Raw genomic sequence first — 25,141 nt, forward strand, 5'->3', positions numbered from 1 at the left:
CGGGCCACAGTGTTGTCGCGTGGGTCAGCCGCCGCTGACCACACACGATTCCCCGAAGCGGAAGCCCCGGCCCACCGACACATTCGCGCCACTGGCGATGCCCTCCTGGACGGCGATCAACGCGTGGGCACCGGTGTAGGACGGCACCCAGTTGTACATGGCGACGCCGTCGGTCGGGGCGACCACGGCCAGCAGCACGCCGTTGTCGTAGAAAGCGACAGGAATGATGCCGACGCTGAGCCTGGCCAGCAACTGATGGGTGCATCCGGTGCCGTAGTTGGTAGCCGAGCCGACGCTCAGGTTGGGTTTCACGGTCAACTGCGAAACACCGGCCGAGGCGCTGGGAGCGCCGATCGTCGTGGCCAGCAACGCCGTCCCGATGGCGGCGACGGCGATGGCGAATTTCCTGTCACTCATATCTCACGTCCTTGTGCTGCGGGGCCGACCGAACGCGAGGCCGGCGAGTCGGTCTCATCCTCACCCCATCGCGGGACCGATGGTGGGAGAACACACGAACCGTTTCGCCGACCTCGTGGCGCCGACTACACCCGAGACCAGAGTGCGGGCGTATTCGGCGGCGTCCAGTTCGGGTCGTGCACCGTGTGCGCCTGCCTGCAGCTATAGGTGGCGCCCTGGTAGGTGACCTTGTCGCCGATGGCGTAGGTGGCGCCCTGACGCCACGACGATCCGGCGGGGGCAGTCGTGGTTGTCGGGTGCTCGTGCCCGGGGATGGTCGTCGCCGGCGGTTTCGTGGTCGTCGCCGGCGGCGTGGTGGTGGGGCCGGGGGTGCTGGTGGTCGGCCGGGGCGTGGTGGGCTTCGGAGTGGTCGTAGCCGGAGGGGTGCTGCCACCGCCACCCACCTCGAGATCGACGCAACTGTAGAAGGCCGCTGCGGTATCACCGATATTCCATACCGCACGCAATTTCTGACGACCGGAATAATTCGACAAATCAACCGTGTGGGTCACTTCCATCGCGGGCTGTTCGTTTCGACCGTCGAACACGGCAACCCTGGTGTTTCCGATGAAATATTCCCAATTCAATGTGCGATGGTTAGCGGTATTCTTCCACGTGAAACTCGCACTGCTGGAGACTTTCTGCGGGACCCACCCGAGACTGTCGTCATCGAGCTCGGGATATTTGTTCGCACTGCAGTTGGTGAGCCCCTTCGAGCCCTCCACGCTCTGCGGTTCGTATTTCACCGCACCGCAGGGCACAAGGCCACGGGCGCATTGTTCCTGCCTGCTCGCCGGTCCGGCGATCCAGCCGTGCGCAGTGGCACTTCCGGCGGGAACCAGCGCTGTGACGATGGGTGCCAATGCCATTGCTCCGGCAAAGAACAGAATTCGACTTCTCACTATCAATACTCCTTGGAAACGCACACGGAGGACGGCAGGGGCCGGCTTGCCGTCCGGGAAACATTTCGAGCGATGACACTGAACACTTCGATATCGAACTGTGACACCGAACATTAGGGTGACGAAGATCAACCGTCAACCGTTCCAGTAGCGAAAAATACTGCTACCGGCCGGTATTCACAGACGGTTTCGCAGCCGTGCGAATTCAGCGAACAACTCCGTTTCGAACCAACCGGTACTCATTGATGGCAACCGATTGGTTAACCCCGCAGCTATTCAGGGTGTACAGATTTGCCAGGAGTTGTCGATAGGTAGCCATGTTGACAACAAGCCGCCTTACCGTTCGGGCGCGGGCAACTGTCGCAGGAGCCTGGCGAACTTTGCGCGACTCCTCCGAAATCGGCGGGAGGCCGTCTCGAATCAGCCGAGAAACGCGAGGATTCCGGCGGTGATGAGCTCGGCGTAGCGGGCTCGCCCCTCGGGGGTCTCGATGAGCTCGGCATCGGTGGCCGAGCGCATGTTCCCGCACTCGACCAGGGCGCTCGGCCGCTCGGCCAGGTTGAGCCCGGCCAGATCAGCCCGCGGATCCAGCCCCGCCGACCCCACATAGGTCGACGGCACCGCACCACCGGCGACCATGGCATCGCGCAGCGCAGTCGCCAGTCGCGTCCCGGCCTCGGCCTGCACCGGGTTCAGCGGGGGTTCGGCATAGGCGATGTGGAATCCGTGCGCGCCCGCACCGGTATTGCCGTCGGCATGGATCGAGACCACCGCGTCGGCGCCCGACTCATTCGCGATGGCGGCCCGCTGGTCGACGCACGGTCCGACGCCGGTGTCGTCGGGGCGCGTGAGGATCACCCGCACACCTCGCGCGGCGAGGGCGTCGCGCACCCGCAGAGTGACGTCCCAGGTGAACTCGTGCTCGGTGTAGCCACTCGCGGCCGAGGTGCCGGTGGTGTTGCAGGCTTTCGTTCCGCCGCGCCCGTCGGGCACCGGTGCGTTGATCTGCGCGAGATGGTCGGCATTGCCACCGTTGTGACCGGGATCGAGGACAACGGTGCGGTTCGCGGTGGGGGAAGTCGGCGGCACGGCACTCTCCGAGGAAACAGGCGTCGCGGTCGGCGTCGGCGGGTTCGCGTCCGTGGTGGTGGACGCGCATCCGGCGAAAAGCGCTGTCGTCGCGAGCAGGCAGGCGGGCAGGAACAAGCGGGGGCGCACCCCGCCACCGTGCCACACCCGGCGACGAGGCGGCTTCATCCGCGTCGTGTCAGGCTCGCAGCCCGAGGCCGACCGTCTGCCTGACGCGGCATCGCTGCCTGAGAGATGGCTCGCGGCCGACACCGTGAGAACCAGCTCCGAACCGTGCTCAGACGTGGGTAACGCGCAGGGGAAGAGTCGCGTGGCGCCGGGCGAACAGACTGGGCAGCCACCGGGGCGGCTCCGCATCGATCAGGCTGAATCGCGCGGTGCGGTCGAGGAGCAGGGTGAGCGCGGCGGTTGCTTCCAGTCGGGCGAGCGTGGACCCGATGCAGAAGTGGGCACCCGCGCCGAATGCCGCGTGGGCACGTGCGCGCGGACGGTCCAGGTCGACGACGTCCGGATTCGGATAGGCGGCGGGATCACGGTTGGCGGCTCCCCACAGCAACAGCAGGTGACTCCCGGCGGGCAGGTCGACGTCGGCGAGCTGCGTGTCGGCGACGACGTGGCGGTGGTGTCCGCGGAAGGGCGACTCCAGGCGCAGCGCCTCGTCGAGGAACGCGGGGACGAGCTCGGGGCGTTCACGCAGACGGGTCTGCAGGTCGAGGTCGGTGGCGAGCAGTCGCGCCGACGACGCGATCAGACCCGCGGTCGACTCCCCGCCCGCGCCGATCAGCTGCACCACGATCAGCACCGCCTGCTGTTCGTCGATCGTGCCCGCCGCCATTGCCGCGACGAGCACTTCGAGCAGTGTGCGCGGCGAATCGCGATCGTCCACGCGATCTTTCGCGTCGCTGATCGCCAGGTAGGCGTAGTGAGCGAGCTCGGCCGCGGAGGTGATCAGCGCCGTCATCCGGCCGTCGGCGACGACACCTCCCAGCATCTCGGTGGAGTCGTAGGCCAGCGAGAGCAGTGTCGGCACATCGGCGCCCGGCAGTCCGAGGAGTTCGGCGATCAGCGCCAGCGGCAACCGATCGGCGACCCCGGTGGCCCAGTCGATCCGGTCGCCGTCGAGCTCCTCCGTCCACAGCTGTTCGGTCAGCGCGGTGACGACCGGGGCCAGCGTGCGGACCCGTTTGGCCAGGGCCGGTCCGACGATGGCGCGGTGCGCGGCGTGGACATCGCCGTCGGCAGTGGCGAGCACGTGGACACCCTGCCCGGTCGCGTCGAGATCGAAGGTCATCGGCGCCGCACCCGGCTGGGCGACGAGCACGCCGGTCAGATGCGAGGAGAACTCCGCCGGGCGCCGGGTCGCCTCGGTGACCGCGGCCCACGAGGCGACGAGAAAGAAGTCGGTGCCGGGCACCCGATAGACGGGAGCTTCCTCGCACAGGGTGCGATACATCGGGTACGGGTCGTCGAGCACCGCCGCGTCGAACAGGTCGATCGCTTCGAGGTCTGTGGTCATGGCCGCCGCCTTTCCTGGTCAGGCTGTCGGCGCTCACGGTGCATCGCGGAGAAGCACGCGGTCAATGTCTGTCTCAATATGAGACGGTGTCGCGATATCGTCGTCGCCGAAAACGCCCATGTACTTCTTCGAAAAGTCCCACTGCCTTGCCTGATTCGGATAGACAGATGTGGCGGAACGTCTCACTCTGAGACAGAGCCGTGGGAGGATTCGCCGATGACCGACCATGTGGACTGGTTGACCGGCGGTGACCGACGCACCATCGCGGTCGACCGCATCGAACGCGCCGCCCTCACGCTGTTCCTCGAACACGGCATCGACAACGTCACCGCGGAGGACATCGCCGCGGCCGCCGGCTGCTCGCGCGCGACGCTGTATCGCTACGTCGGCGGAAAACCACACCTGGTGCGCGCGGTGATGGTCAGGGCCGCCGGGTCCGTGGTCGCGCGGGTCGAGTCGGTCGTCAACTCGGTCCCGCCCGCCCGACGGCCTGTCGAAGCCATCCTGGCCGCCGTCGCCGCGATCCGCGCCGACCCGGTGCTACGCCAGTGGCTGGTCCGGCACCGCTCCCCCGGCACCGACGAATTCCTCGCCGGCGCACCGGAACTCGGTCACATCGCGACCGCGCTGACCAGGATCGCCCCTGACGACGAGGCCGCCGGCTGGGTCGTGCGCGTCGTCTTGTCACTGCTCACCTGGCCACTGCCCGACGCCACGGCGGAACGTCACCTGGTCGAACGATTCGTCGGGCCCACCCTCCGCGCGGGCTGACCCCCGGCGGGAACGCCGCTCAGCCGCGGTGGTGGCGACTCTCGTAGGCCACGCGCTCGACCTCGGCCCGACGGCGTTCGGCCTCGTTCGCCAACTCGGGATCGAAGCCATGGCTGACCAGGCGGTGCCGACGGTACACATAGACCAACGCCACGGTGAAGTAGACCAGCGGCAGGTACAGCAACGCCATCATCGACAGCCCGATCCACAGCGGGCCGGGTACCAGCAAGAACAGACACAGCACCGGAAGCACGGGCAGCAGAAAACGCATCAGGTATCGGCGGGTCGCGCCGGGGCCGGTGAGGTCGGCCAGCACCCAGTCCGCCATCGAGGGCGGCAGAGTGCCGCCGGTGACGTAGCGAACGCGCTGCCAGAGATTCGGGGTCGAGTTGCTCATTACTGCTCCCTCACGTCGGAGGCGCGTCGCGCGGCGGCGTTCACCCGGCCGAGGACATCGCGTAATTCTTCCAGATCCGCCAGGCTCACACCGAGGCGTGCCACGACGGCCGGCGGGATCTGCTCGGCTTGTTCGCGCAGGTCACGACCTGCTTCGGTGAGGTCGATGTGCAGCGTGCGCTCGTCGAGCGGATCGCGGCGGCGGGTGATGAGACCGGCGGATTCGAGCCGCTTGAGCAGCGGTGACAACGTCGCGGAGTCGAGCTGGATCGCCTCGGCCACGGCCTTCACCGACATCGGCGCCTCACCCCACAGGGCGAGCATCACCAGGTACTGCGGATGTGTCAGGCCGAGCGGTTCGAGCAGCGGCCGGTAGACCGCCAGCACCGATCGATTGGCCACCGCCAGGGCGAAGCACACCTGTCGGTCGAGCCGCAACGGATCCTCGAGCTCTTGCATCGGCCACCACCTTCCTTAGCCCACACACTATTATGCCACTAATACTTAGTGCAATAACTATTAGTGGCGTCACACAAGGCGGAGGGACGATGCGCGTCAGTCCTCGTCGACGACCAGCGGCTCCCCGGCGGCGGCGCGACGCACCTTCTCGCGGCCGTTGTCCTCCTCGGTACGCCCCTGACGCCAGTACCCCGTGAAGGTGATCGCACGCTTGTCGACGCCTCGGTCGCGGACGAGATTGCGCCGGGCGAGCTTCACCAACTCGGCCTCACCGGAGATCCACGCGTAGGGCGCGCCCACGGGGAACTCGGCGGCGCGGACCGCGTCGACCACCGCGTCGCCGTGCGGACGATCGCCGCGATGCACCCATGCGATCCGCACGTCGCCGCGGGTCTCGAAGCCCTGCTCGTCGGCCAGGCCGTCGACCTCGATGAACGCTCGCACCGGCGCACCCACGTCGAGGCGTTCGATGATCGCGCCGATCGCCGGAACGGCGGTTTCGTCACCGACGAGCAACTGCCACTCGGGATCGACCGGCGGGGCGTAGAGCGCGTGCGGCGGGCAGAGCAGGCCGATCTCGTCGCCCGGCGCCGCGGTCGACGCCCAGTCCGAGGCGGGGCCCGCATGCTCGGCGTGCAGCGCGAAATCGATGTCGAGCTCGCCGAGTTCGGGTCGCTGCGCGCGGACGGTGTAGGTCCGCATCGGCGGGCGGATCTCGTCGGGCATCGCGAGATAGCGCTGGTACCAGCTCATTACGCTGCCCGAGTCTTCCAGGGGCGGCGGCACCACGGGATGTGACTGAGCCGGGAGGGGGAAGAAGAGCTTCGTGTACTGGTCGGGCCCGGCGTCGACGAGGGCGGCCGGATCCTGACAGCCGAGGGTTACCCGCACCATGCGCGGCGTCAGTCGTACCGTGCGATGAACCGTCAACGGCGCGTAGACCATAGCCGGTCGATTCACAGTCCCAGTCGTCATTAGGCAAGCCTAACCTACTTCGACGCGGCGCTAGCTGTCCCGGTCGACGGCCAGGCCGGAAACGAGCTGCTCGATCACCGCGCGGACAGCGACGATATCCCCCGCGTCCGCCGAATGCGCCAGGTATTGCGCCGCCTCGTCCAGCGCACCGACCACCACCAGCGCCAGCGGCCGTACCGGCTGCTTCCTGACCCGGCCGGCGGCCATGGCCCCGGCCATCGCGTTCTCCACCAGACCGATGGTGTGGCGCAGTTCGATCTCGCGCCAGCGGGCCCACCCGAGCACCGCGGGCGCGTCCAGCAGCGCGATCCGGCGCACCTCGGTCGCGGTCGAGGCCTGCAACCACGCCAGGCAACCCACGATCAGGCTCGCGATCGGATCCTCGGCGCGCGCCTCGGCCACGGCGGTGGCGATCACCTCGACCAGACTGCGCTCGAGATCCTCGAAGACCGCCTCGAACAGGTCCCGCTTCTCACCGAACTGGTGATAGAGCGCCCCACGACTGACCCCGGCCGCCTCGGCCACCGCGATCGTGCTCACCGCGCCGTACCCGAACTGCCCGAACAGCTCTCGCCCGGCACGGATCACCGCGGCACGTGTCGAGGCCGAGCGTTCGGCTTGGGTCCGGCGATCAGGATTCATGGCGACGTCGAAGTCTAGGGCAGAACGAGGGCCGCAGCAGATCCGAGGCCATTCGCCCCTTGACCGGCCACACCGAGTTCGGGAACATACAGTCATCCTGTTTGTATATTGGAAGGGCTTGGGGACCATGTCCGATGCCACCAAGGATCTGTTCGAGCGCTATCACGCCTGCTGGGCCGAGCGCGACCCCGACCGGATCGCCGCGCTACACACGCCCGATTCGGTCTTCCACCTGCACTCCGGGGGCGCACCCGCGCACGGTCGGGCCGAGATCCGCACCGCCGCGGCGGAGACCTTCGCCCTCGTTCCCGATCTGACCTTCACCCAGGTCGACCTGCGCGTCGGCGACGACTTCTGGGTCGTGCGATGGAAGCTGTCCGGCACCTCGGTCACCGGTGGCGCCGTCGATGTGGATATCGCGGATATGGTGACCGTCGAGGACGGCGCGGTCAAGGCGAAGCACACCTACGTCGACGGTGTGGCCATGCAGGCCGCACTGACCGCGCCCGCCGAGATCGCCTGAATCTCGTGGAGCGAGCGCTGCGAGCGGTCTGATCTCAGGGCATCGGCAGCGGCGGTGTCTGCGGGAATCTCACCGGCAACGCCGCGAGCGACCGATGGAACGGGCCGGGCCGCCACACCAGCTCCTCGACGGGCACGGCCAGGGTCAGTTCCGGGAGGGCATCGAGCAATTGGTCGATCGCGTCCTGCACGATCAGGTACGCGACCGGCTTGGCCGGACAGCCGTGCGGACCCGCGCTCCAGGCCAGGTGCGCCCGGTTGTCGACGACATCGCGCCCGGCGATGGCCGGATCGTTGTTGCACGCCGACATGCTGATGACGACCGGTTCGTGCGCGGGCAGCCAGGTGTCCTCGACCAGGATCGGCTGACGCGGGTAGGTCATGCAGAAGTTGGCCAGCGGCGGGTCGGTGAACAGCACCTCGTCGAGCGCGTCGCGCGTGGACAGGCTGCCGCCGAGCACATTTCCCGCGAACCGGTCGTCGGTGAGCATCAGCCGCAAGGTGTTGACCACCAGGTTCAGCATCGGCTCGATCCCCGCGCCGTAGAGCACCAGCAGTTGGTGCACCATCTCCTCGTCGGTCAGCGCCGCCTGGTGATGCAGCAGCCGGGTGGCGACATCGTCACCGGGTTCGCGCTGACGCAGCCCCACCAGATCCGCCAGCGCGGAGGCGAGCAGGTTGTTGCCCGCCTCGGCGTCGTCGCCTTCGAAGATCTGCGCCATGCCGGTGGCGACCTGCTGCCCGATCTCGGGGGTGCACCCGAGCATCGAGTTCAGCGCCTGGAACACCAGCGGAAACGCGTACTGACTCAACAGGTCCGCGGATCCGGTCGCGCAGAAGCTGTTGATCAGCGGGATGGCGAACTGTTCGACAGTGCTGTGCATCGCGTACAGATCCACCCCGGCGAGCCCGGCGACATTGGCCTGCCGATACCGGGTGTGCTCGGCGCCGGTGGTGCGCAACGCGGCCGGACGGAATTGCAGCATCGGCAGTACCGGGCAGTCCAGCGGGATATCGCGTTCCCACATCCGTGGGTCGGCCGGAAAGTGCTCCGGATCGTTGAGGATGCGCACGGCGGTGTGGTAGCCGACCACCAGCGTGGCCCGGATGCCCGGCGACAGCTCCACCGGCACCACGGAGCCGAACCGGCTCCGCATCTGCTGGTAGGCCGCCTGCGGATCCGCCGCGAACTCGGGTGCCCACATCGCCACCCGCTCGCCGGCGGCGATATCGACCGTCATGACGCTGTTGCTTCCTGTCTGCGAAAGAGATATTCCGCCAAGGTGATCAGTGCGCGCAGCCCTTGATCACGGCGACGTGCGTCGAGTGCGATCACCGGAGTATCCGGTGCGAGGTCGAGTGCCTCACGCACTTCTTCGAGGGGATAGCGGCGGAATCCTTCGAATTCGTTCACCGCCACCGCATACGGCACGCCGCGCTGTTCCAGCGCCGAGAGCACGTCGTCGGCCTTCTCGATGCGCCGGGTGTCGACGAGCACCAGCGCGCCGAGGGCGCCGCGAGCCAGTTCCTCCCACAGCGGGGCGAACCGTTCCTGGCCCGGTGTACCGAACAGATACAGCGCCAGTTGGGAATTCAGGGTGATGCGGCCGAAATCCAGGGCGACAGTGGTGGAAACCTTGCTGCCCAACCCCGCCATGTCGTCGACACCGATGCTGGCCTCGGTGATCGTCTCTTCCGTCCGCAGTGGCCTGATCTCGGACACTCCGCACACGAAGGTGGTTTTGCCGACACCGAAATTGCCTGCGACCAGGATCTTCACCGACCGTGTCACGGTTTCCGCGACGTAGTCGACCTCATCCCGCAATGGCGCGGAGGCCATGCAACACCTCCTTGATCAATGCGAGTTCCGGCTTCACCTGTGCCGGGGTGGGGCAGTGCAGGTGACCGCTGTCGAGCAGATCGGAGACGATGATCTTCACGACGGAGGCGGGTAGGTCCAGATAAGCCGACAGTTCGGCGATCGACAGTGCGCCGCGGCGGCTGGTGAGTGCCAGCAGGCGACGCTCGTCGGGACGGTGATCGGGACGCGCGTCCTCGACGGCACGGACCAGCGTCACCAGATCCAGGTCATGGGCGGCGCGCACCCGTCCGCCGGTGCGCACATAGGACCGCACCAGGTCGGGATCTCGCCTGCCGCGGCTCAATTCCTCCCGCCTAGGCGGGGCGCGCTTCCGATCTCGTGACCAACGCGCGAAGCCAGTTCGTTCATCCGATGGGCCACCAGCGCCACGTCGACATCGGCGGTGGTGGCAACACCGAGCAGGGCGCCCGCGCCCGCCGCGGTGATCATGATCATGCCCTCGTCGTACTCGGTCATGTTCTGACGCACCGTATTCGTGGGGCCGCCGCAGAATTCGCCGAGCGCCTTGCCGAGCGAGCGCAGGCCGGAGGCGGCCGCGGCGAACCGTTCGGCGTCGTCTTTGCTCACGCCACGGGAATGGGCGATGCGCAGTCCGTCTTCGGACAGCAGTACCGCGAAGCGGACCCCGGGGATCTCGAGATCCTCGAGCAGCCACGCCAATCGGTTGGTGCTATCGGCTACCGGTGTGCTCATCGGCTGTTCCTTCCGTGGTTCGCTCGGCCGCAGCGGCACGACCGCTGCGGGATCCGCTGCGCCAGGCAGCGGCGAGGTCGGGGCGCGCCTGCCCCGACTCCGTGATTACCCCCGCCGAATCCGGGGCAACCGGTCTGCGGCGACGCTTGGGCAGCCCGCCGCTGGTGATCTCGTGGACATCGGCGCCGGGCGATTCGACCTCGGCGACCGGCACCGGAATGTGGGCGGGCGCGGCGAGTTCGGGCTCGGGCAGCCGCGGTGCGTCCCCACTCACGAGCAGCGCCGACGGTACGTACACCATGGCACGCATACCACCGAAGATGTTGGGCCCGTCGACGTGCACGGAGAATCCGTAGCGCCGGGCCAAGGCCGCGATACCGGGGAAGCCGACCTTCGGCGCGGGACCGAGATCGTGGATGTCGACCGGACGTTCGCCGCTGAGCACCAGGCGCGCGTCCTCGAGCTGCTCGGGGCTCATGCGCATGCCCGCGTCGTCGATGATGACGGTGACGCCGTGATGGCCCTCCTGGAAACCGATCTCGACGAACGACGACGGCGGCGAGTAGCGCAGCGCGTTGTCGAGCAGCGTCGCCATCGTGTGCACGAGCGGTTCGACCGCGCGGCTGATCACGATCCGATCGGACTGTGCCGCCCGCACGCGCAGGAATTCCCTGACCCGCCCGGTGGCGCCACCCGCCACATCGGTGAGCGACTGTTGTGGCCACCGACGTCCGGGCAGTCCACCGGAGACGATCACGTAGGACTGCGCCTGCCGGATCATCTGCTGCACGGTGTGGTCGATCCGGGTGAGCGTCTCGTAGATCGCGTCGTCGCGGTGTTCACGCAGCGCGGCACTGACGACCTGGCCGAGGTCGGTGCCCAGACTCACCACCGAGGTGCCGAAGGATCGGACCGCGGCGCTCGTGGCTGCCCGCGAGGACGCCGAGAGATCGCCGCGGGTCTGCTCCTGCGCGGCCTGTATCTCGCTCAGGCGACGTTGCTCGCCGTAGCGTTCGACCATCGCCCTTGTTTCCTCGGCGACCACGCGTAGATCCTCGGCATGACCCGTGGCGATCCACTGCAGCGCCTGGCCGAACTGTGAATCACCCAGTTCCACCGGCAGATCCACAGCAACCGACGGGATCTCGTGTCGACGCACGGCGGCGGTGATCGCGGGCAGCGTCGCCTGCGCGAGCTGCATCAAGGCGTTCTCACACGCGAGGCGTTCGCGGATGGCGGCGTCGGCTCGCTGTCGCTGGCGACGCTCGTTTCGCATGGCAAACACACTGACCGCGATCGCGAGCAGTAACAGCGGCGCACCGATGACGAGCAACAGCACCGCGATTCCTGAGTTCATCAGATCTTTCGTCGTCCTCGACCACACGCGCTGTTGCCGGTGGCCCTCGCCGGCCGGCCCGCCGAGGCATTCGCTTTCCGCCGCAGGGTGATTTCGGATACCCGATTCACACGCCCCGCTTCGAGCGACCCGCACACATTAGCAGCACACGTAACGATCGCGACACGGATCACACTGTCAGACATCATGATTCCCGCCCGAATCATTCCACGCTACTGGACGGTTGATCTATTCTGGTTCGCTATGCTTCGAGCCGATGGTTGCGGAACCCCGGGTACCGGATAACATCCCGACGTGGCGAAATTGAAGCTCTCCGTCGATGTCCCCGTCCCGCCGGACCAGGCCTGGGCGCACGCGTCCGACCTTCCGCACCTCGGCGATTGGCTGACCATTCACGAGGCGTGGCGCGGCACGCTGCCCGAGGAACTCACGCCGGGCACCGTTCTCGTCGGCATCGCCCGCGTGAAGGGCTTCCGCAACAAGGTCACCTGGACGGTGCGCACCGCCGAGCCGCCGCGCAAGCTCGCCCTCACCGGCACAGGCATTGGGGGCACCAAGTTCGGCCTCGGCATGCTCGTGGAACCGAACGGCACCGGGTCGAAGGTGAGTGTCGATATCGACCTGGGCGGCGCCCCGCTGTTCGGCCCGATCGGATCCGCCGTCGCGAAGGCCCTGCGCGGCGATATCGAGCGCTCGCTGGAAATGTTCGTCAAGCTCTACGGCTGAGCCGCTCCGCGAAAGCCCGGACAGAACACGATGTTCCGTCCGGGCTTTCGTCTGCGCGGAGTCAGGCCAGTGCCACGGCCTCGGCGTCGATCGGCGCCTTCGGTTTGGTCCGCGGCAGGAAGAACGCCGGGATCAAGGTCAGCAGCGCGAGCACCACGGTGACCCAGTAGGTGTTGCTGAACGCTGTCGCTGCCATTTCCAATCCCTGCTCGATGACCGAGGGCGGAATCTGCGCGGCGAGGTCGGGATCGGCGTTGGCGCCGATGGCCACCTTGGCCCCGGGATGATCGTTGAGCTGAGCGGCCAGCACCACCGACATCGTCGCCGTGCCGATCGACGCCGCGGTCTGGTTGATGATGTTCATCAACGTCGACCCGCGCGCTACCTGTGCGTGCGAGAGCGTCTGGATGGCGGCGGTCATCACCGGCATCATCGTGCAGCCCATGCCGAGTCCCATCACGAACAGCGCGCCGCCGATCAGCAGGTACGAGGTGTCGGCGCCCAGCTGGGTGAACCCGGCCAGGCCGAGGGTGATGAAGGTGATGCCGAACATGACGATCTTGCCGGGGCCGATCTTGTCGACCAGGAATCCCGCGATCGGCATCGTCAGCATGGCGCCGATTCCCTGTGGCGCCATGAGGAGACCGGAGTCGAACGCGGATTCACCGCGAACCTGCTGCAGGTAGTTCGGCAACAGGAAACCGGCGCCGAAGAACGCCGTCGCGAACAGCGACATGGTCAGCACGGAGAAGCGCAGCGACGGGTTGGAGAACAGCCGCAGGTCGATCAGCGGATGCTCGGTGCGCAGCGCGTGGAAGACGAACCCGATCAACAGCGCCGCGCCGATGACGGCCGGAATCAGCACGCGCGCGGCCATGACAGTGCCCTTCTCCGGAATAGAGGAGACACCGAACAGGAACAACGCGAGGCCGGGCGAGGCCAGCAGCATGCCGAGGAAGTCGAACGATTCCGACGGCTTCGGCTTGTCGGGAGCGAGCACGATCCACGCCAGGATCAGCGCGACGATGCCGAGCGGCAGGTTGATCAGGAAGATCCAGTGCCAGCTGAACGCGTCGATCAGCCAGCCACCGAGAATGGGGCCACAGATCGGGCCGAGCAGCATCGGCACACCGAGCACCGCCATCACACGCCCGATCCGCTGCGGGCCCGCGGCGTGGGTCATGATCGTCATGCCCAGCGGCATCAGCATGCCGCCGCCGATGCCCTGGATGACGCGGAACGCCACCAGCGACTCGATACTCCACGCCATCGAACACAGCACCGACCCGATGATGAAGAAGGTCAGTGCCGCCATATAGAGGCGTTTGGTGCCGAATCGGTCGGCGGCCCAGCCGGTCATCGGGATGACCGAGGCCAGTGCCAAGGTGTAGCCGGTCATGGTCCAGGCGACGACCTCGACGGAGGCGTTGAAGTCCTGCATGAAGGTCGGGATCGCCACGGTGACCACCGTGATGTCGAGAATCGACATCACGGCGCCGAGGACGACTACGCCCGCCACCTTCAGTACTGCGGCATCCAGCTTGTCGGGAGTGCGATCGGGCGCGGCGGCACCGATATCCGGAGGTTTCGTCACCGGTTAACCCAAGCACTTTTCGGTCCCGATGACCAGTGAAATCTAGTGTTCGTAATCCCTGGTGTCACACCCGCGTGATCGTCGCCGCCTCGCTCGCCGCCAGCGCCGCGCTGGTCGCCGCGTTCGAGGCGGGCAACATCGGCAACCGAACCGCCGGACTGGAGATCTGGCCGCGCTCGGCGAGTACCGCCTTGATGACGGTGGGGTTCGGTTCGGCGAACAGCGCCGCGCCGAGTGCGTCGAGGCTGTTGCCGAGCGCGCGGGCCCTGAGCACATCACCGGCGTGCCACGCCTCGATGAGATCGGCGTATGCGCGGGGCGCGATATTGGCCGCGGCCAGGATCGCGCCATGTGCGCCGAGGGCGAGCAGGGCAGAGGCGAATCTGTCGTCGCCGCTGAGCACCGTCGCCGGGGTCTGCGCGGCCATCAATTCGACGCTGGCCGCGTCGATGCCACCGACGGCGTGCTTGAAGCCGGCGATATTCGGCGTGTTCGCGAGGCGAATCAACGTGCTCCCGCTCAGCGGGCGACCGGTGCGGTGTGGCACGTCGTAGACCAGCAGCGGAGCCGGACTGATCGCCGCCAGCTGCGTGAAGTGCGCGATCACGCCCTCCTCGCTGGGCCGCACGTAATAGGGCACCACCGCCAGCACCGCCGCGACCGGCCGTCCGAGTTCGGCGATCGATCTGACCGATTCCGCGGTGGCGTTGCCCCCCGCACAGGCGATCAGTGGCGCGTCGCGGTCGGCGCAGACGCCCGCACAGATATCCAGGACTCGCCCGCGCTCGGCGGCGGTGAGCGCCGAAGGCTCCGCGGTGGTGCCGAGCGCGACAAGCCCGCTCGCCCCCGCGTCGAGCACAGCGTGCGCGTGCCGCTCCAGCGCGCCGGGCTCGAGTGCCCCGTCGGCGGTGAACGGGGTGATCAGGGGGACGAAGAGGCCGTGTAGCGATGTCATGGCACTATCTTCGAGCCGTACCCACCATCAGGTCTAGTTCACATTCATGACGGCCACCGTAAGCTGAACTGATGCTCGATGTACGCAAACTTCGCCTGCTGCGCGAACTCGCCCATCGCGGCACCATCGCCGCGGTCGCCGAGGCGCTCAGCTATACGCCTTCGGCGGTGTCCCAACAGCTCACCGCGCTCGAACGCGAAGCGGGCGTCGCGCTGCTCGAACGTTCGGGCCGTCGCGTCACTCTCACGCCCGCCGCCCACCTGCTGGTCGGCCACACCGAGACGATCCTGGCCGCCCTCGAACACGCCGACGCCGAATTATCCTGTACCCGTGACGAATTAGCGGGCACCCTGCGTATCGGTACCTTCCCGACCGCGGCGCGTACCCTGCTGTCCCCCGCCCTGGTCACCCTGAGTACCGAACACCCACGGCTGGAGCTCACCGTCACCGAGATCGACCCCGCCGACATCCCGAACGCCTTACGCGCGGGCACGTTGGACGTCGCGCTCACCCACGACTACGACCTGGTCCCCGCCGACGCCGACGCCTCTTTGCAGACCGAACCCCTGCACACCGAAACCGTCTTCCTCGCCACGCGAACCCCGGTGCCCACCAAGGACTCGCTGGCAGCCCACCGCCGATCCCCCTGGATCGCGGGAACTCCGGGAACCCTGTGTCACACCTTGACGATCCGGGCTTGCCAGGCAACCGGATTCACTCCCCACATCCGTCACCACGCCGACGACTTCGACACCGTCCTCACCCTCGTCGCCGCAGGCGCGGGCACCGCGATAGTCCCCGCCCTTGCCCTCTACGCGCCCCCCGAACAAATCATCCTCACCCCCCTCCCCATCCGCCGTCACACCCAGCTCGTATACCGGAACGGCACCGGCCTACACCCCGCGATCCACGCCGCCCGCATAGCACTGCACGCCGCGGCCTAGATCCGGGGCGAGCGATGCGCCACCGAACTCAGCAGGTCATCCGCTACCCGGCGTCAACCGGCCGCTGCGGCCGGACTCGCGGAGCGCTGGAGGCGAGCACCGAACAGTGTCAGACCGAGGGCGAGCACCAGGAGCAGGGCCAGGGTCCAGGCCAGGGCCGAAAAGCCGTGTGGCGCAGCCGCTGCCGCGACGATCGGGCCGATGGTCGCGCCGACGTAGAAGCTGAACATGGCCACCGAGGAGGCAGCCGCGCGGGACTCGCCGCCGAGTTCCCCCGCGCTCTGCAGGACCGCGGGGGCGATGACGCCGAGACCGCCGACCAGGATCGCCAGCAACACGGTCAGGACCGCGAGGTGCGAGCCTTCGAACGTGGCCGCGACCATGGCGGTCGCCGCGATCAGCACGCCGAGCACCATCTGGGTGGGCTTCGACAGCCGGGCCAGCGGGATGGCGAGCAGCGGCAGCGCCATCATCACCGGGAGGGCGCCCGCCCGCAGAGTCAGCAGTTCGCCGGAACCCGTTACCAGGCCGGTGATCTCGATACCGGTGTAGATGCCGACCATCACGGCCATGCTCAGGGCGCCCGCCACGAGCATCGGGAGCAGCGGCTTGATCCGCAGCACCGCGGGGATGGCGGCGTAGCTGTGGCGCAGCGGGAGGTCGCGGCCGGTGGGGGCGTCATCGAGCATGACCGCCCGCAGACCGAAGGCCAAAGCCGCGAAAACCACTGCGGAGCCGAGGAATACGGTGCGCCACGGGAACGACGCGACCACCGCCTGCGAGACGATCTGGGCGATGACGGTGGCTGCCAGGAAGGAGGTGGCCACCGACATGGTGACCACGGCCCGGTGCGCCGGCGCGATGCGCGTGCCGACGTAGGCCATGATCGCCGGCGGAATCGAGCCGACAACGAGACCCTGCACGATCCGCAACGCGACGGCCACGGGCGCACTGAACGCCAAACCGGTCAACAGGGTGACCACTGCGGCCACGAGCATGCCGGTGACCAGCACCCGACGGTGTCCGTATCGATCCGACAGCGGGCCGAACAGCACGAAGCCGCCCGCATAGCCGAAGGCGAAGGCACTGATGACCCACGTCATCACGCCCGCACCCACGCTCCACTCGGCTTTCATGGCGCCGAACAGCGGAATCGGGGTGTACATCTGGCCGGTGGCCAGCAGGGCGGACAGCACGAAGACGGGCAGGGTTCGCCCGGTGTGAGCACGCGGCGAGGTGCTGCGAGCGCGGGCAGGAGCCGGACTTCCGGCCGGAAGCTGAACTGTCGGTGTCGCCATGCCGACGACAGTAGGCCGCTCACCGGCCACAGTCAACCAAATAGTTGGTTTAAAGGGCTGGTAAAGTCGGACCCATGACGGCGAGCACCATCAAACGCAGCGACGCGACCAGACAGGCACTGCTCCGCGCGGCGCGGGCCGAATTCGCGCAGTACGGCCTGGCCGGAGCCCGAGTCGATCGCATCGCCGAGGCCGCGGGCGTCAACAAGGAACGCATCTACGGCCTGTTCGGCAGCAAGGACAGGCTTTTCGACGTCATCATCGTCGACACCATGCGCGAATTCATGGAGGTCGTCCAGCCGCTGGCCGAGACCGAGCCCGGCGACTACGTCGGCAAGCTGTTCGACTACCACCGCGACAACCCGCAACTGCTGCGCCTGCTGCTCTGGGAGGGCTTGCACCGCGGCGCCGACGCGCACGATGTCGACGGTTGGCGCGCCGAGCACTACGTGCGGAAATTCGACCGCGCCCAAGAACAATTCGGCGTCGACGAGCAGCAGGCGGGCCGTCTCCTGCTCGCCCTCTGCGGCCTCGCCAACTGGACCCACGCCGTCCCGCAGACCACCCGTCTACTACTCGGCGAGGCCGCGTCCGACACCGACGCCACCCGCGAGTTCGTGAAGGAATTCGCCCGAGCCGCCATGCGAAACAAGGCGACCACACCCACCGAGCACTCCCCGGACGTCACCCCCGATCCGATCTCCCCCGAATCGGTCAATACCTTGACCACACCGGTGGATGCCGCCGCGCTCCGCCTCCGCGATGCCCAGGCCGCCGCCGACGCCGCGCGCGCGGAACTCGCCACCGCCCTGCGCGCCGCCCATTCCGCCGGGGCGGGCGCCAACCAGCTCGCCCGCCAGGTCGCCGGCACCATCTCCCGCCCACTCGTCCTCAAGCTGCTGGCCGAATAGACCCCCGGATACCGCGGCTTACGCGGTCTTCTCGCGGTGGGAGCTGCGCTGACGGGTGCGGGTTGCCGAGACGGGGTCGATGTCGGGCATCGACCATTGGGCCGAGAGGGCGAGGCTGGGTTCTCGGCCGGAAGCTACATGGCGGTAGGCGATTTCGGCCGCGGCATCGGGGTCGTTGGCGGCGATAGCCGCGTACAGAGCTTCGTGTTCGTCACACTGGGTGCCGGGGTCGCGTTCCTTCGTCAGGTGGAACAGCCAGCGGACTCGAGATTCCAAGGGGCGCAACAGCGACTGCAACAGCGGGTTGCCCGAGACTTCGACGATCACCGCGTGGAAGCCGGCGTTAGCGGCGGCGATCGCGGCCTGATCGCCACGGGCGGTCGCCTGACGCGCCGCGGTCAGCTGCGCGCGCAGGGCGGCCAGATCGGCCGTTCCGGCGCGTTCGGCGGCCAGACGCGCCGCGAGGACCTCGAGGCTCTCGCGAACATCGAAAAGATCGCGCACGTCGGTCACCGTGAACGGGGCGACGATCGCGCCCTGCCGCGGCACGATCACGACCAGACCTTCTCGTTCGAGCATCTGCAACGCCTCCCGCAGCGGGATCCGCGAGATGGCCAGCTCGGTCGCGAGATCGCGTTCCACCAGCCGCTGACCAGGACTCAATCGCAGATCGATGATCCGGTCACGCAACTCCTCGTAGGCCCGATCCCGCAGCGACTTCTTCGCCGGTTCGTCTCCCACCGCACCATCCTTCTGCTCCTGCACAACACCAACGGTAGCCCGCTCGCGGCGTGCGACCGTTTCTTACTTTTCCGTAATCCGCCTGTCATCTGCGAGCCCCAGGCTGACACTTAACGGTATACCGCTAAGTGAGCGGTTCGTTCGAACAAGGAGTACCCCGTGCACAAGTCCACTCGGCGCGCGATCGCCTTCGGCTCGGCCGCCCTCGCCACTGCTGCCCTCCTGTCGGCCTGCGGTTCCGCCGACACCTCGGCAGCGGGGGGCAAGCTGAAGGTCGGTGTGTTCTTCCCCGGCTCGCTCTCCGACACCGGCTTCATGCAGTCGGGGTATCTCGGCTACCAGCGCATCGCCGACACGCTCGGCGACAAGGTGGAACTCAGCAAGGTCGAGCAGGTCGCGGCCAGCGACTACCAGCAGGCACTGGTCCGCTTCGCCTCCACCAACGACCTGGTGATCTCCCTCGGCGGCCAGACCGACGCCGACGTGCGCAAGGTGGCGCCGCAGTTCCCGAACGTGAAGTTCGTCGAGATCGGCGGCCCGGCCGACGCCAAGCCCATGGCCAACCTCGCCTACTACGACCCCCAGCAGGCCGAAGCCGAATTCCTCAGCGGCGCGGTGTCGGCGGCGGGCTCCAAGTCCGGCGCGGTGGCCTTCGTCGGCGGTGTCGAGTTGCCCGCGATCGTCAACGCCGCCAACGCTTTCGGCAACGGTGCGCGTTTCGCCAAGCCGGACGCGAAGGTACTGACCCCGCAGTACGTCGGTGACTTCAACGACCCCGCCAAGGCCAAGCAGGCCGCGCTGGCCGACTACGGCGCGGGAGCGGGCACGCTCGGTCAGATCGTGAACCTGGGCAAAGCGGGCATGGAGCAGGCCGCGGCGCAGTCCGGCGCCACGATGGTCGGCGGTCCGATCCCCGGTGACTGCACCAACCCCGTGTACCTGGGCTACGTGCACACCGATATCGGCGCCGAGGTCGAGTTCGCGGTGAACGCCGCGCTCGACAACTCCTGGAAGGCCGAGAACGTGCGTTTCGGGCTGACCTCGCCCAACGACGGCACCGATTTCGTGTTGTGCAGCAAGGACTCCGGGGTCGCCGACGCACTCGCGAAGGCGAAGACGGCCCTGTCCACCGGCGCGGTCAAGCCGTACTGAGCACCATGAGCACTCCCGCATTGACCCTGCAGGGGGTCGGCAAGCGCTTCGGTGACGTGCAGGCCCTCCACGATGTGGACGTCACCGTCGAATCCGGCACTGTCCATTGCATTCTCGGCGAGAACGGCGCGGGCAAGTCGACGCTGTGCAATCTCGTCTTCGGCGGCTACCGCCCCGACGCCGGTCGGATAGAGCTGGGCGGCAGCGATTTCCGCCCCGACTCCCCCGCCGCCGCGATGGCCGCGGGCGTCGCGATGGTGCACCAGCACTTCAGCTTGGTCACGACCATGACCGTCGGCGAGAACCTGTTGCTCACCCAGCGCGGACTCCGGATGCGCCGCAAGGACCTGACCGACCGGCTCACCGAGATCGCCCAGCGCTACCGCCTGCGGATCGATCTCGACCAGCAGGTCGCGACGATGCCGGTCGGCGCCCGGCAGAAGGTCGAGATCGTGAAGGCGTTGCTCCGCGATCCGGCACTGATCCTGCTCGACGAACCGACGGGAGTGCTCGACCCGGCCGAGATCGACGCGTTGATCGACACCTGTCGCGCCATCGCCGCCGACGGCAAAGCGGTGGTCCTGGTGACGCACAAACTCGGCGAGGTGGCCAGGGTCGCCGACGCCGCGACCGTGCTGCGACGCGGCACGGTCGCCGGTGGCGGGCGGATGTCGACCACCACCATCGCCCAGTTGCTCACCGCCATGGTGGGGCGCACCGCTGCCGACCTCGACCCCACTGTCGCCGCGACCATCGGGCTCGATCCCACGACACCTGTCTCGACAGCGGAAGCCGTCGTGCAGGAGTCGGCGAACGAAACCGGTTCACCCACACCGGTTCTCACCGTCGATCGAGTCACCGTGCGCCGCGCCGACGGTAGCGCCGCGCTCGACGACGCGCGACTGGTCGTGCGGCCCGGCGAGATCGTCGGGATCGCGGGCGTCGAAGGCAACGGGCAGAGCGAGCTGGTCGCGGTGCTCGCGGGCAGCACCCCGGTGAACGCGGGCACCGTCACCCTCGACGGCGTCGACATCACCACCGCACGACCGGCGGCGCGCACCGAGCGCGGTCTCGGCATCGTGCCCGAGGACCGCCATCGCGACGCGATGGTCGCCGATATGACGTTGGCCGAGAACCTCTTCCTCGGTCAGCTCAGCCGATTCCGGCGCTTCGGCCTGCTCGACAAACGGGCCATCGGCCGCGCCGCGCAGACCGAACTCGATCGGTTCGATGTGCGAGCGGCCGGCCCGTGGGTGCGGATGGGCTCGCTCTCGGGCGGCAATCAGCAGAAGGTGGTGCTGGCCCGCGAGTTGTCGGCCACGAACCTGCGCTGCCTCGTCGCCGCTCAGCCGACGCGCGGATTGGATATCGGCGCGGTCGATTTCGTGCTGACCCAGCTGCGGCGCGCGGCTGCCGACGGCTGCGGCGTGCTGGTGGTGTCGAGCGAGGTGCCCGAGCTGCTGGCCCTGTGCGACCGAGTGTTCGTCGCCTATCGCGGTGCTCTCGCGGGACCGGTGGAAACCTCCGATCCCACAGCGGCACAACAGATCAGCGAACTGATGATGGGAGTATCGGTATGACAGCGGCGAACGCGAGCCGTCCCGCGCGGCGACCAGCCACTACCGGACTCGGCCGGATCGACCTGCGGCAGTGGGCGCATCAGCCGATCGTCGTCGCCGCCGCGGCCATGGTCGCCGCCGGTGTGATCGGTCTGATCCTGGCCGCCGTGGCGGGCGCGGCACCGGCCGCGACCATGACCGCGCTGTGGGAGGGAATGTTCGGCAGCGACTACGCCATCGGCGCTTCGCTCAATGTCGCCGCCACGTTGATGCTGGTCGCGGTCGGTTTCACCATCGCGCACCGCGCCGGATTGGTCAATGTCGGCGGCGAGGGGCAGATCTGCGCGGGCGGTATCGCCGCCACCGCGATCGGCACCACACTCACCGGCGCACCGACCGCGATCACCCTGCCCGCAGTCCTGATCGGCGCCGCGGCGGCCGGCTGGCTGTGGGCGGCGATCGCGGCGTATCTACGGGTCCGACGTGGAACCAGCGAGATCATCACCACGCTGTTGCTCAACTTCGTCGGCCTGGCACTGGTGCTGCTCGTCGTACACGAGCCCGCGCTGCTGCGTCAGCCGGTGACCTCCTCGGAGACGCTCCCACAGTCCGAACAGCTCACCGCGGCGGCACATCTACCACTGCTCGGCATCGAACGCTCCCCCGCGACGATCGCCTTGTGGATCGCGGTGATCGCCGCGCTCGGCACCGCGATCCTGGTGCGCCACACCGCGCTCGGCACCCGCCTGCGCGCGGTGGGACTCAATCCCGACGCGGCCGCCCGACTCGGACTGCCGGTCGGCCGGTTGCGTTTCCTGAGCCTGTCGAGCGCGGGCGCGTTCGCCGGTGTGGCAGGCGGGTTACTGGTCGCGACAGCGCCTTTCGTGCTCGCCGAAGGATTCTCCTCCGGCTACGGCTTCTCCGGCCTTGTCGTCGGCCTGCTCGCCCGCGGCTCGTTGTCGGCGGTCGTGGCCGTCTCGCTGTTGCTCGGCTTCCTCGTCTCCGGCGGGATCAACCTGCAACTGGCGGCCAACGTGCCCGCCTCGACCATCGCCGTCGTGGAGTCGCTGATGATCGTGTTCATCGCGGGCGCCGCGCTCTGGACAAGAAGCGCCCGCAAGTCCGAACCCTCGGCACCACAACCGGTTTCCCCGGTGGATACCGCCGACCTGGCAGGAGCACCGCGATGAGCCTCGACACGGTCACCGACATCGCCACCAGCGGCATCGGCTTCACCCTGCCCATCCTGGTCGCCGCGAGCGGCGAGCTGGTCAGCGAGCGTGCGGGCGTGCTCAATCTGAGCCTCGAGGCGATGATGCTGACCGGCGCGTTCGCCGGTGTGCTCGGCGCCGTCACCACCGGTTCACCGGTGCTGGGCGCGGCCACCGCGGTGATCGCCGCACTGATCTTCGGCGCGCTGCAGGCGATCTGGAGTATCGGCCTGCGTGCCGACCAGATCGTCGTCGGCATCGCCAGCAACGCGCTGGCGCTGGGCGCCACCACCTACGGTGCGCGGCTTCTGCTCGCCGACGGCAAGGGGCACAGCGTGCCGGGTTTCGACGCGCTGAAGATTCCACTCCTGCACGACATCCCGGTGATCGGGCCCGCCCTGTTCGGTCAGACCGCACTCGGCTATCTGTGTATCGCCGTCGTCGCCGTGCTGGCGTTCGTGTTCTCCCGACGCACCAAGCTGGGCCTGGTGATCGATGCGATCGGTGAAGACGCCGTCGCCGCCGACCGCACCGGCCTTTCCGTACGGGCCGTGCGCTACGGCTGTGTCCTGCTGGCCGCGTTCGCCGCGGGCCTCGGCGGTGCGCAACTCGCGCTGTCGGAGGTGCATTCGTTCAGCGACAACATGACCGGCGGCATCGGCTATCTCGCCGTGGTCGCGGTGATCGCGGGCCGCTGGCGCGCGCTAGGCGTGATCTGGGCATCGGTGTTCTTCGGCATCGCCCAGGCGTTGCAGTTCGCCTTGCCCGCACTCGGTGTGGACGTGCCGTTCGCGCTGCTGGTGATGCTGCCCTACCTGATCGCGATCGTCGCCGTCAGCGGCTTGGTCGGCAACAGCCGCTCGCCGCGCGACCTCACCGTCGCCTTCGCCCGAACCTCCTGACCCGCCGCTACTTTCGTAGGAGCCACCGTTGACTCTGATCCTGTCGCACTCCGATGTGACCGCCGTCCTCGATCGCGGCGAGGTGTTCGCCGCCGTCGAGCGCGCACACGCCGATCTGGCCCTCGGCACCGCGTTCGTGCCCGCCCCGCCGGCGATGACCCTGGGCGAGGCCGCCTTCGTGCCGATGGTCGCCGCCGCCGAGTCCGCCGGCGCCGCCGCGGTGAAACTGCTCGCCGACCTGCCTGCCAATCGCGAACGCGGACTGCCGGTGCAGCGGTCGGTGATCGTGGTGACCTCGGCGGCAGACGGTGCGTGCGAGGCACTGATCGACGGACGCCTCGTGACCGCCGTTCGCACCGCAGCCGCCAGCGCTGTGGCCACGAAATACCTTTCCCGGCAGGATAGTTCGGTCCTAGGCGTGATCGGTGCGGGCAATCTGGCCGTCGAACACACCCGCGCGATCGCGACCGTGCGCGAGCTCGAGACCGTGCTGGTCTGGTCGCGGACCGCGGCCACGGTCGACCGATTCCGCAGTGCGATAGCCGATCTCGGCCTCGAGGTGCGCGCCCTCGACAGCCCGGAGGCTGTCACCCGAGCCGCCGATGTGCTGTGCACCCTGACTCCCTCCCGCGAACCGATCGTCCAGGGTGCCTGGTTCGGCGACGGCCTGCACGTCAATGCCGTCGGAGCGCCGCCGCGTGCGGATCACCGGGAGGTGGACGGCGAAGCGATGCGCCGGTCCAGGGTCGTCGTAGACTCGATCGGCACCACGCTCACCAAGTCCGGCGACACCCTGATGGCCATCGCCGAAGGCGCGATCACCCAGGACGCGGTGAGCACCGAGCTGGGCGAGGTGATCGCGGGCCGGGCACCCGGGCGTCGCGGCGACCGCGACATCACCCTGTTCAATTCGGTGGGCATCGGTCTGCAGGATCTGGCCGCCGCCCGCCTGCTCATCGACAAGGCCCGCGCCAACGGCATCGGAACGGAAGTGGATCTCACCGCATGAGCGAGCTGACCGATATCGACATCACCCACCTGCGCCGCGCCATCGACCTCGCCGGGCACGCGGCCGCGCTCGGTGACCGACCTTTCGGCGCGGTCGCGGTCACCCCTGACGGCGCTGTCCTCGCCGAGGGCGTGAACGCGGTGAACTCCACCGGCGATGTCACCACCCACGCCGAACTGGTCGCGATCACCCTCGCGACCGCCGCGGGCCACGCCGAACAATTGCGCGGCGCCACCGTCTACGCCAGCGGCGAACCGTGTCCGATGTGCGCCGCCGCGATGGTGTGGGCCGGGGTCGGTCGCATCGTCTTCGCCGCGGCCGCAGCCGAATTCGGGCCGATCCTGCCCCCTGGTCCCAGCTTCGAGCTCACCTGCGCCGAGGTCGTCGCGCGCTCGAACGTGCCGGTAGAAGTCAGCGGACCGCACCTCGGCGAGGAAGCTCTCGCCGTGTTCCGCGCGGCCGCGAAGAACTAGTCCCGG

Annotated in this window: 28 protein-coding genes; 11 read left to right on the top strand and 17 right to left on the bottom strand. The window is 68.1% G+C overall.

Features of this window, described 5'->3' with window-relative positions; genetic code table 11:
* Window positions 1-24: 24 nt before the first annotated feature.
* From ASD42_RS15270 to ASD42_RS15285, 4 genes are all read right to left on the bottom strand, one after another.
* On the bottom strand, window positions 25-417 hold the full coding sequence (locus tag ASD42_RS15270) for a hypothetical protein (protein WP_056817060.1): 393 nt from the start codon (window positions 415-417) through the stop codon (window positions 25-27).
* A 125-nt stretch (window positions 418-542) separates the two neighbouring features.
* Window positions 543-1,490 carry a carbohydrate-binding protein gene (locus ASD42_RS15275; RefSeq protein ID WP_235569577.1) on the bottom strand — a complete coding sequence of 316 codons (948 nt, stop codon included), beginning with the start codon at window positions 1,488-1,490 and terminating at the stop codon, window positions 543-545.
* 288 nt (window positions 1,491-1,778) lie between these two features.
* Window positions 1,779-2,615: an N-acetylmuramoyl-L-alanine amidase gene (locus ASD42_RS15280; protein ID WP_084787156.1), complete on the bottom strand. Its 837-nt coding sequence runs from the start codon at window positions 2,613-2,615 to the stop codon at window positions 1,779-1,781.
* Between the two features lie 109 nt (window positions 2,616-2,724).
* A complete protein-coding gene (locus tag ASD42_RS15285; RefSeq protein WP_056817067.1) occupies window positions 2,725-3,963 on the bottom strand; it encodes a cytochrome P450 in 1,239 nt (412 codons plus the stop codon).
* 216 nt (window positions 3,964-4,179) lie between these two features.
* Here ASD42_RS15285 and ASD42_RS15290 point away from each other — a divergent pair, with 216 nt between their 5' ends.
* The gene (locus tag ASD42_RS15290) at window positions 4,180-4,734 is read left to right on the top strand and encodes a TetR/AcrR family transcriptional regulator (RefSeq protein WP_056817071.1); all 555 of its coding nucleotides are present in this window, start codon (window positions 4,180-4,182) and stop codon (window positions 4,732-4,734) included.
* 19 nt (window positions 4,735-4,753) lie between these two features.
* On the opposite strand, the gene ASD42_RS15295 is transcribed toward ASD42_RS15290, so the two are convergent.
* The 4 genes from ASD42_RS15295 to ASD42_RS15310 all read right to left on the bottom strand — a co-directional run bounded on the left by ASD42_RS15295 (window position 4,754) and on the right by ASD42_RS15310 (window position 7,206).
* Entirely contained in the window at window positions 4,754-5,131 is a 378-nt protein-coding gene (locus ASD42_RS15295) for a DUF5313 family protein (protein ID WP_056817074.1), read from the bottom strand.
* Window positions 5,131-5,589 carry a MarR family winged helix-turn-helix transcriptional regulator gene (locus ASD42_RS15300; RefSeq protein WP_056817077.1) on the bottom strand — a complete coding sequence of 153 codons (459 nt, stop codon included), beginning with the start codon at window positions 5,587-5,589 and terminating at the stop codon, window positions 5,131-5,133. The genes ASD42_RS15295 and ASD42_RS15300 overlap by 1 nt, the downstream gene beginning before the upstream one ends.
* A gap of 96 nt (window positions 5,590-5,685) precedes the next feature.
* The gene (locus tag ASD42_RS15305) at window positions 5,686-6,564 is read right to left on the bottom strand and encodes a siderophore-interacting protein (protein WP_235569579.1); all 879 of its coding nucleotides are present in this window, start codon (window positions 6,562-6,564) and stop codon (window positions 5,686-5,688) included.
* Between the two features lie 30 nt (window positions 6,565-6,594).
* Complete coding sequence (locus ASD42_RS15310) at window positions 6,595-7,206, bottom strand: TetR/AcrR family transcriptional regulator (protein WP_056817086.1); 612 nt, start codon at window positions 7,204-7,206, stop codon at window positions 6,595-6,597.
* Between the two features lie 127 nt (window positions 7,207-7,333).
* Here ASD42_RS15310 and ASD42_RS15315 point away from each other — a divergent pair, with 127 nt between their 5' ends.
* Window positions 7,334-7,729 (top strand): nuclear transport factor 2 family protein, encoded by a 396-nt coding sequence (locus tag ASD42_RS15315; RefSeq protein WP_056817088.1) that lies wholly within the window; start codon window positions 7,334-7,336, stop codon window positions 7,727-7,729.
* A 34-nt stretch (window positions 7,730-7,763) separates the two neighbouring features.
* Here ASD42_RS15315 and ASD42_RS15320 read toward each other — a convergent pair whose 3' ends face one another.
* The 5 genes from ASD42_RS15320 to ASD42_RS15340 are packed head-to-tail and all read right to left on the bottom strand — an operon-like array spanning window position 7,764 to window position 11,660.
* The gene (locus tag ASD42_RS15320; RefSeq protein WP_056817090.1) at window positions 7,764-8,969 is read right to left on the bottom strand and encodes a cytochrome P450; all 1,206 of its coding nucleotides are present in this window, start codon (window positions 8,967-8,969) and stop codon (window positions 7,764-7,766) included.
* Complete coding sequence (locus ASD42_RS15325) at window positions 8,966-9,568, bottom strand: GTP-binding protein (RefSeq protein WP_056817091.1); 603 nt, start codon at window positions 9,566-9,568, stop codon at window positions 8,966-8,968. The genes ASD42_RS15320 and ASD42_RS15325 overlap by 4 nt, the downstream gene beginning before the upstream one ends.
* Entirely contained in the window at window positions 9,543-9,893 is a 351-nt protein-coding gene (locus ASD42_RS15330) for a DUF742 domain-containing protein (RefSeq protein ID WP_056817094.1), read from the bottom strand. Before ASD42_RS15330 ends, ASD42_RS15325 begins: the two co-directional genes overlap by 26 nt.
* A complete protein-coding gene (locus tag ASD42_RS15335) occupies window positions 9,890-10,303 on the bottom strand; it encodes a roadblock/LC7 domain-containing protein (RefSeq protein WP_056817097.1) in 414 nt (137 codons plus the stop codon). Before ASD42_RS15335 ends, ASD42_RS15330 begins: the two co-directional genes overlap by 4 nt.
* Complete coding sequence (locus tag ASD42_RS15340; protein WP_056817100.1) at window positions 10,281-11,660, bottom strand: sensor histidine kinase; 1,380 nt, start codon at window positions 11,658-11,660, stop codon at window positions 10,281-10,283. Before ASD42_RS15340 ends, ASD42_RS15335 begins: the two co-directional genes overlap by 23 nt.
* A 294-nt stretch (window positions 11,661-11,954) precedes the next feature.
* Here ASD42_RS15340 and ASD42_RS15345 point away from each other — a divergent pair, with 294 nt between their 5' ends.
* Complete coding sequence (locus ASD42_RS15345) at window positions 11,955-12,386, top strand: type II toxin-antitoxin system Rv0910 family toxin (RefSeq protein WP_056817102.1); 432 nt, start codon at window positions 11,955-11,957, stop codon at window positions 12,384-12,386.
* Window positions 12,387-12,447: 61 nt separating this feature from the next.
* Here ASD42_RS15345 and ASD42_RS15350 read toward each other — a convergent pair whose 3' ends face one another.
* Together ASD42_RS15350 and dapA are read right to left on the bottom strand one after the other, a co-directional pair.
* Window positions 12,448-13,980 (bottom strand): DHA2 family efflux MFS transporter permease subunit, encoded by a 1,533-nt coding sequence (locus ASD42_RS15350; RefSeq protein ID WP_084465379.1) that lies wholly within the window; start codon window positions 13,978-13,980, stop codon window positions 12,448-12,450.
* Between the two features lie 64 nt (window positions 13,981-14,044).
* Window positions 14,045-14,935, bottom strand: a complete 891-nt coding sequence (gene dapA / locus ASD42_RS15355) for a 4-hydroxy-tetrahydrodipicolinate synthase (protein ID WP_056817104.1) — start codon at window positions 14,933-14,935, stop codon at window positions 14,045-14,047.
* A 71-nt stretch (window positions 14,936-15,006) separates the two neighbouring features.
* On the opposite strand from dapA, the gene ASD42_RS15360 reads away from it, so the two are divergent.
* Window positions 15,007-15,879: a LysR family transcriptional regulator gene (locus ASD42_RS15360; protein WP_056817117.1), complete on the top strand. Its 873-nt coding sequence runs from the start codon at window positions 15,007-15,009 to the stop codon at window positions 15,877-15,879.
* A 53-nt stretch (window positions 15,880-15,932) separates the two neighbouring features.
* Here ASD42_RS15360 and ASD42_RS15365 read toward each other — a convergent pair whose 3' ends face one another.
* Window positions 15,933-17,177: an MFS transporter gene (locus ASD42_RS15365; protein ID WP_056817119.1), complete on the bottom strand. Its 1,245-nt coding sequence runs from the start codon at window positions 17,175-17,177 to the stop codon at window positions 15,933-15,935.
* Window positions 17,178-17,251: 74 nt separating this feature from the next.
* Here ASD42_RS15365 and ASD42_RS15370 point away from each other — a divergent pair, with 74 nt between their 5' ends.
* A complete protein-coding gene (locus tag ASD42_RS15370; RefSeq protein ID WP_235569581.1) occupies window positions 17,252-18,088 on the top strand; it encodes a TetR/AcrR family transcriptional regulator in 837 nt (278 codons plus the stop codon).
* A gap of 18 nt (window positions 18,089-18,106) precedes the next feature.
* Here the strand turns inward: ASD42_RS15370 and ASD42_RS15375 are convergent, their stop codons facing one another.
* Window positions 18,107-18,829 carry a GntR family transcriptional regulator gene (locus ASD42_RS15375; protein ID WP_235569582.1) on the bottom strand — a complete coding sequence of 241 codons (723 nt, stop codon included), beginning with the start codon at window positions 18,827-18,829 and terminating at the stop codon, window positions 18,107-18,109.
* 159 nt (window positions 18,830-18,988) lie between these two features.
* On the opposite strand from ASD42_RS15375, the gene ASD42_RS15380 reads away from it, so the two are divergent.
* The 6 genes from ASD42_RS15380 (at window position 18,989) to ASD42_RS15405 (ending at window position 25,135) form a co-directional block, all read left to right on the top strand.
* Window positions 18,989-19,981: a BMP family protein gene (locus tag ASD42_RS15380; protein ID WP_056817123.1), complete on the top strand. Its 993-nt coding sequence runs from the start codon at window positions 18,989-18,991 to the stop codon at window positions 19,979-19,981.
* Window positions 19,982-19,986: 5 nt separating this feature from the next.
* Window positions 19,987-21,561, top strand: a complete 1,575-nt coding sequence (locus ASD42_RS15385) for an ABC transporter ATP-binding protein (RefSeq protein WP_056817126.1) — start codon at window positions 19,987-19,989, stop codon at window positions 21,559-21,561.
* Window positions 21,562-21,668: 107 nt separating this feature from the next.
* Complete coding sequence (locus ASD42_RS15390) at window positions 21,669-22,730, top strand: ABC transporter permease (RefSeq protein ID WP_056817309.1); 1,062 nt, start codon at window positions 21,669-21,671, stop codon at window positions 22,728-22,730.
* Entirely contained in the window at window positions 22,727-23,653 is a 927-nt protein-coding gene (locus ASD42_RS15395) for an ABC transporter permease (protein WP_056817129.1), read from the top strand. Before ASD42_RS15390 ends, ASD42_RS15395 begins: the two co-directional genes overlap by 4 nt.
* 28 nt (window positions 23,654-23,681) lie before the next feature.
* Window positions 23,682-24,662 carry an ornithine cyclodeaminase family protein gene (locus tag ASD42_RS15400; RefSeq protein ID WP_056817132.1) on the top strand — a complete coding sequence of 327 codons (981 nt, stop codon included), beginning with the start codon at window positions 23,682-23,684 and terminating at the stop codon, window positions 24,660-24,662.
* Complete coding sequence (locus ASD42_RS15405; RefSeq protein WP_056817135.1) at window positions 24,659-25,135, top strand: nucleoside deaminase; 477 nt, start codon at window positions 24,659-24,661, stop codon at window positions 25,133-25,135. Before ASD42_RS15400 ends, ASD42_RS15405 begins: the two co-directional genes overlap by 4 nt.
* Window positions 25,136-25,141: the final 6 nt, after the last annotated feature.

The organism is Nocardia sp. Root136 (genome assembly GCF_001427185.1).
GTDB classification, from domain to species: domain Bacteria; phylum Actinomycetota; class Actinomycetes; order Mycobacteriales; family Mycobacteriaceae; genus Nocardia; species Nocardia salmonicida.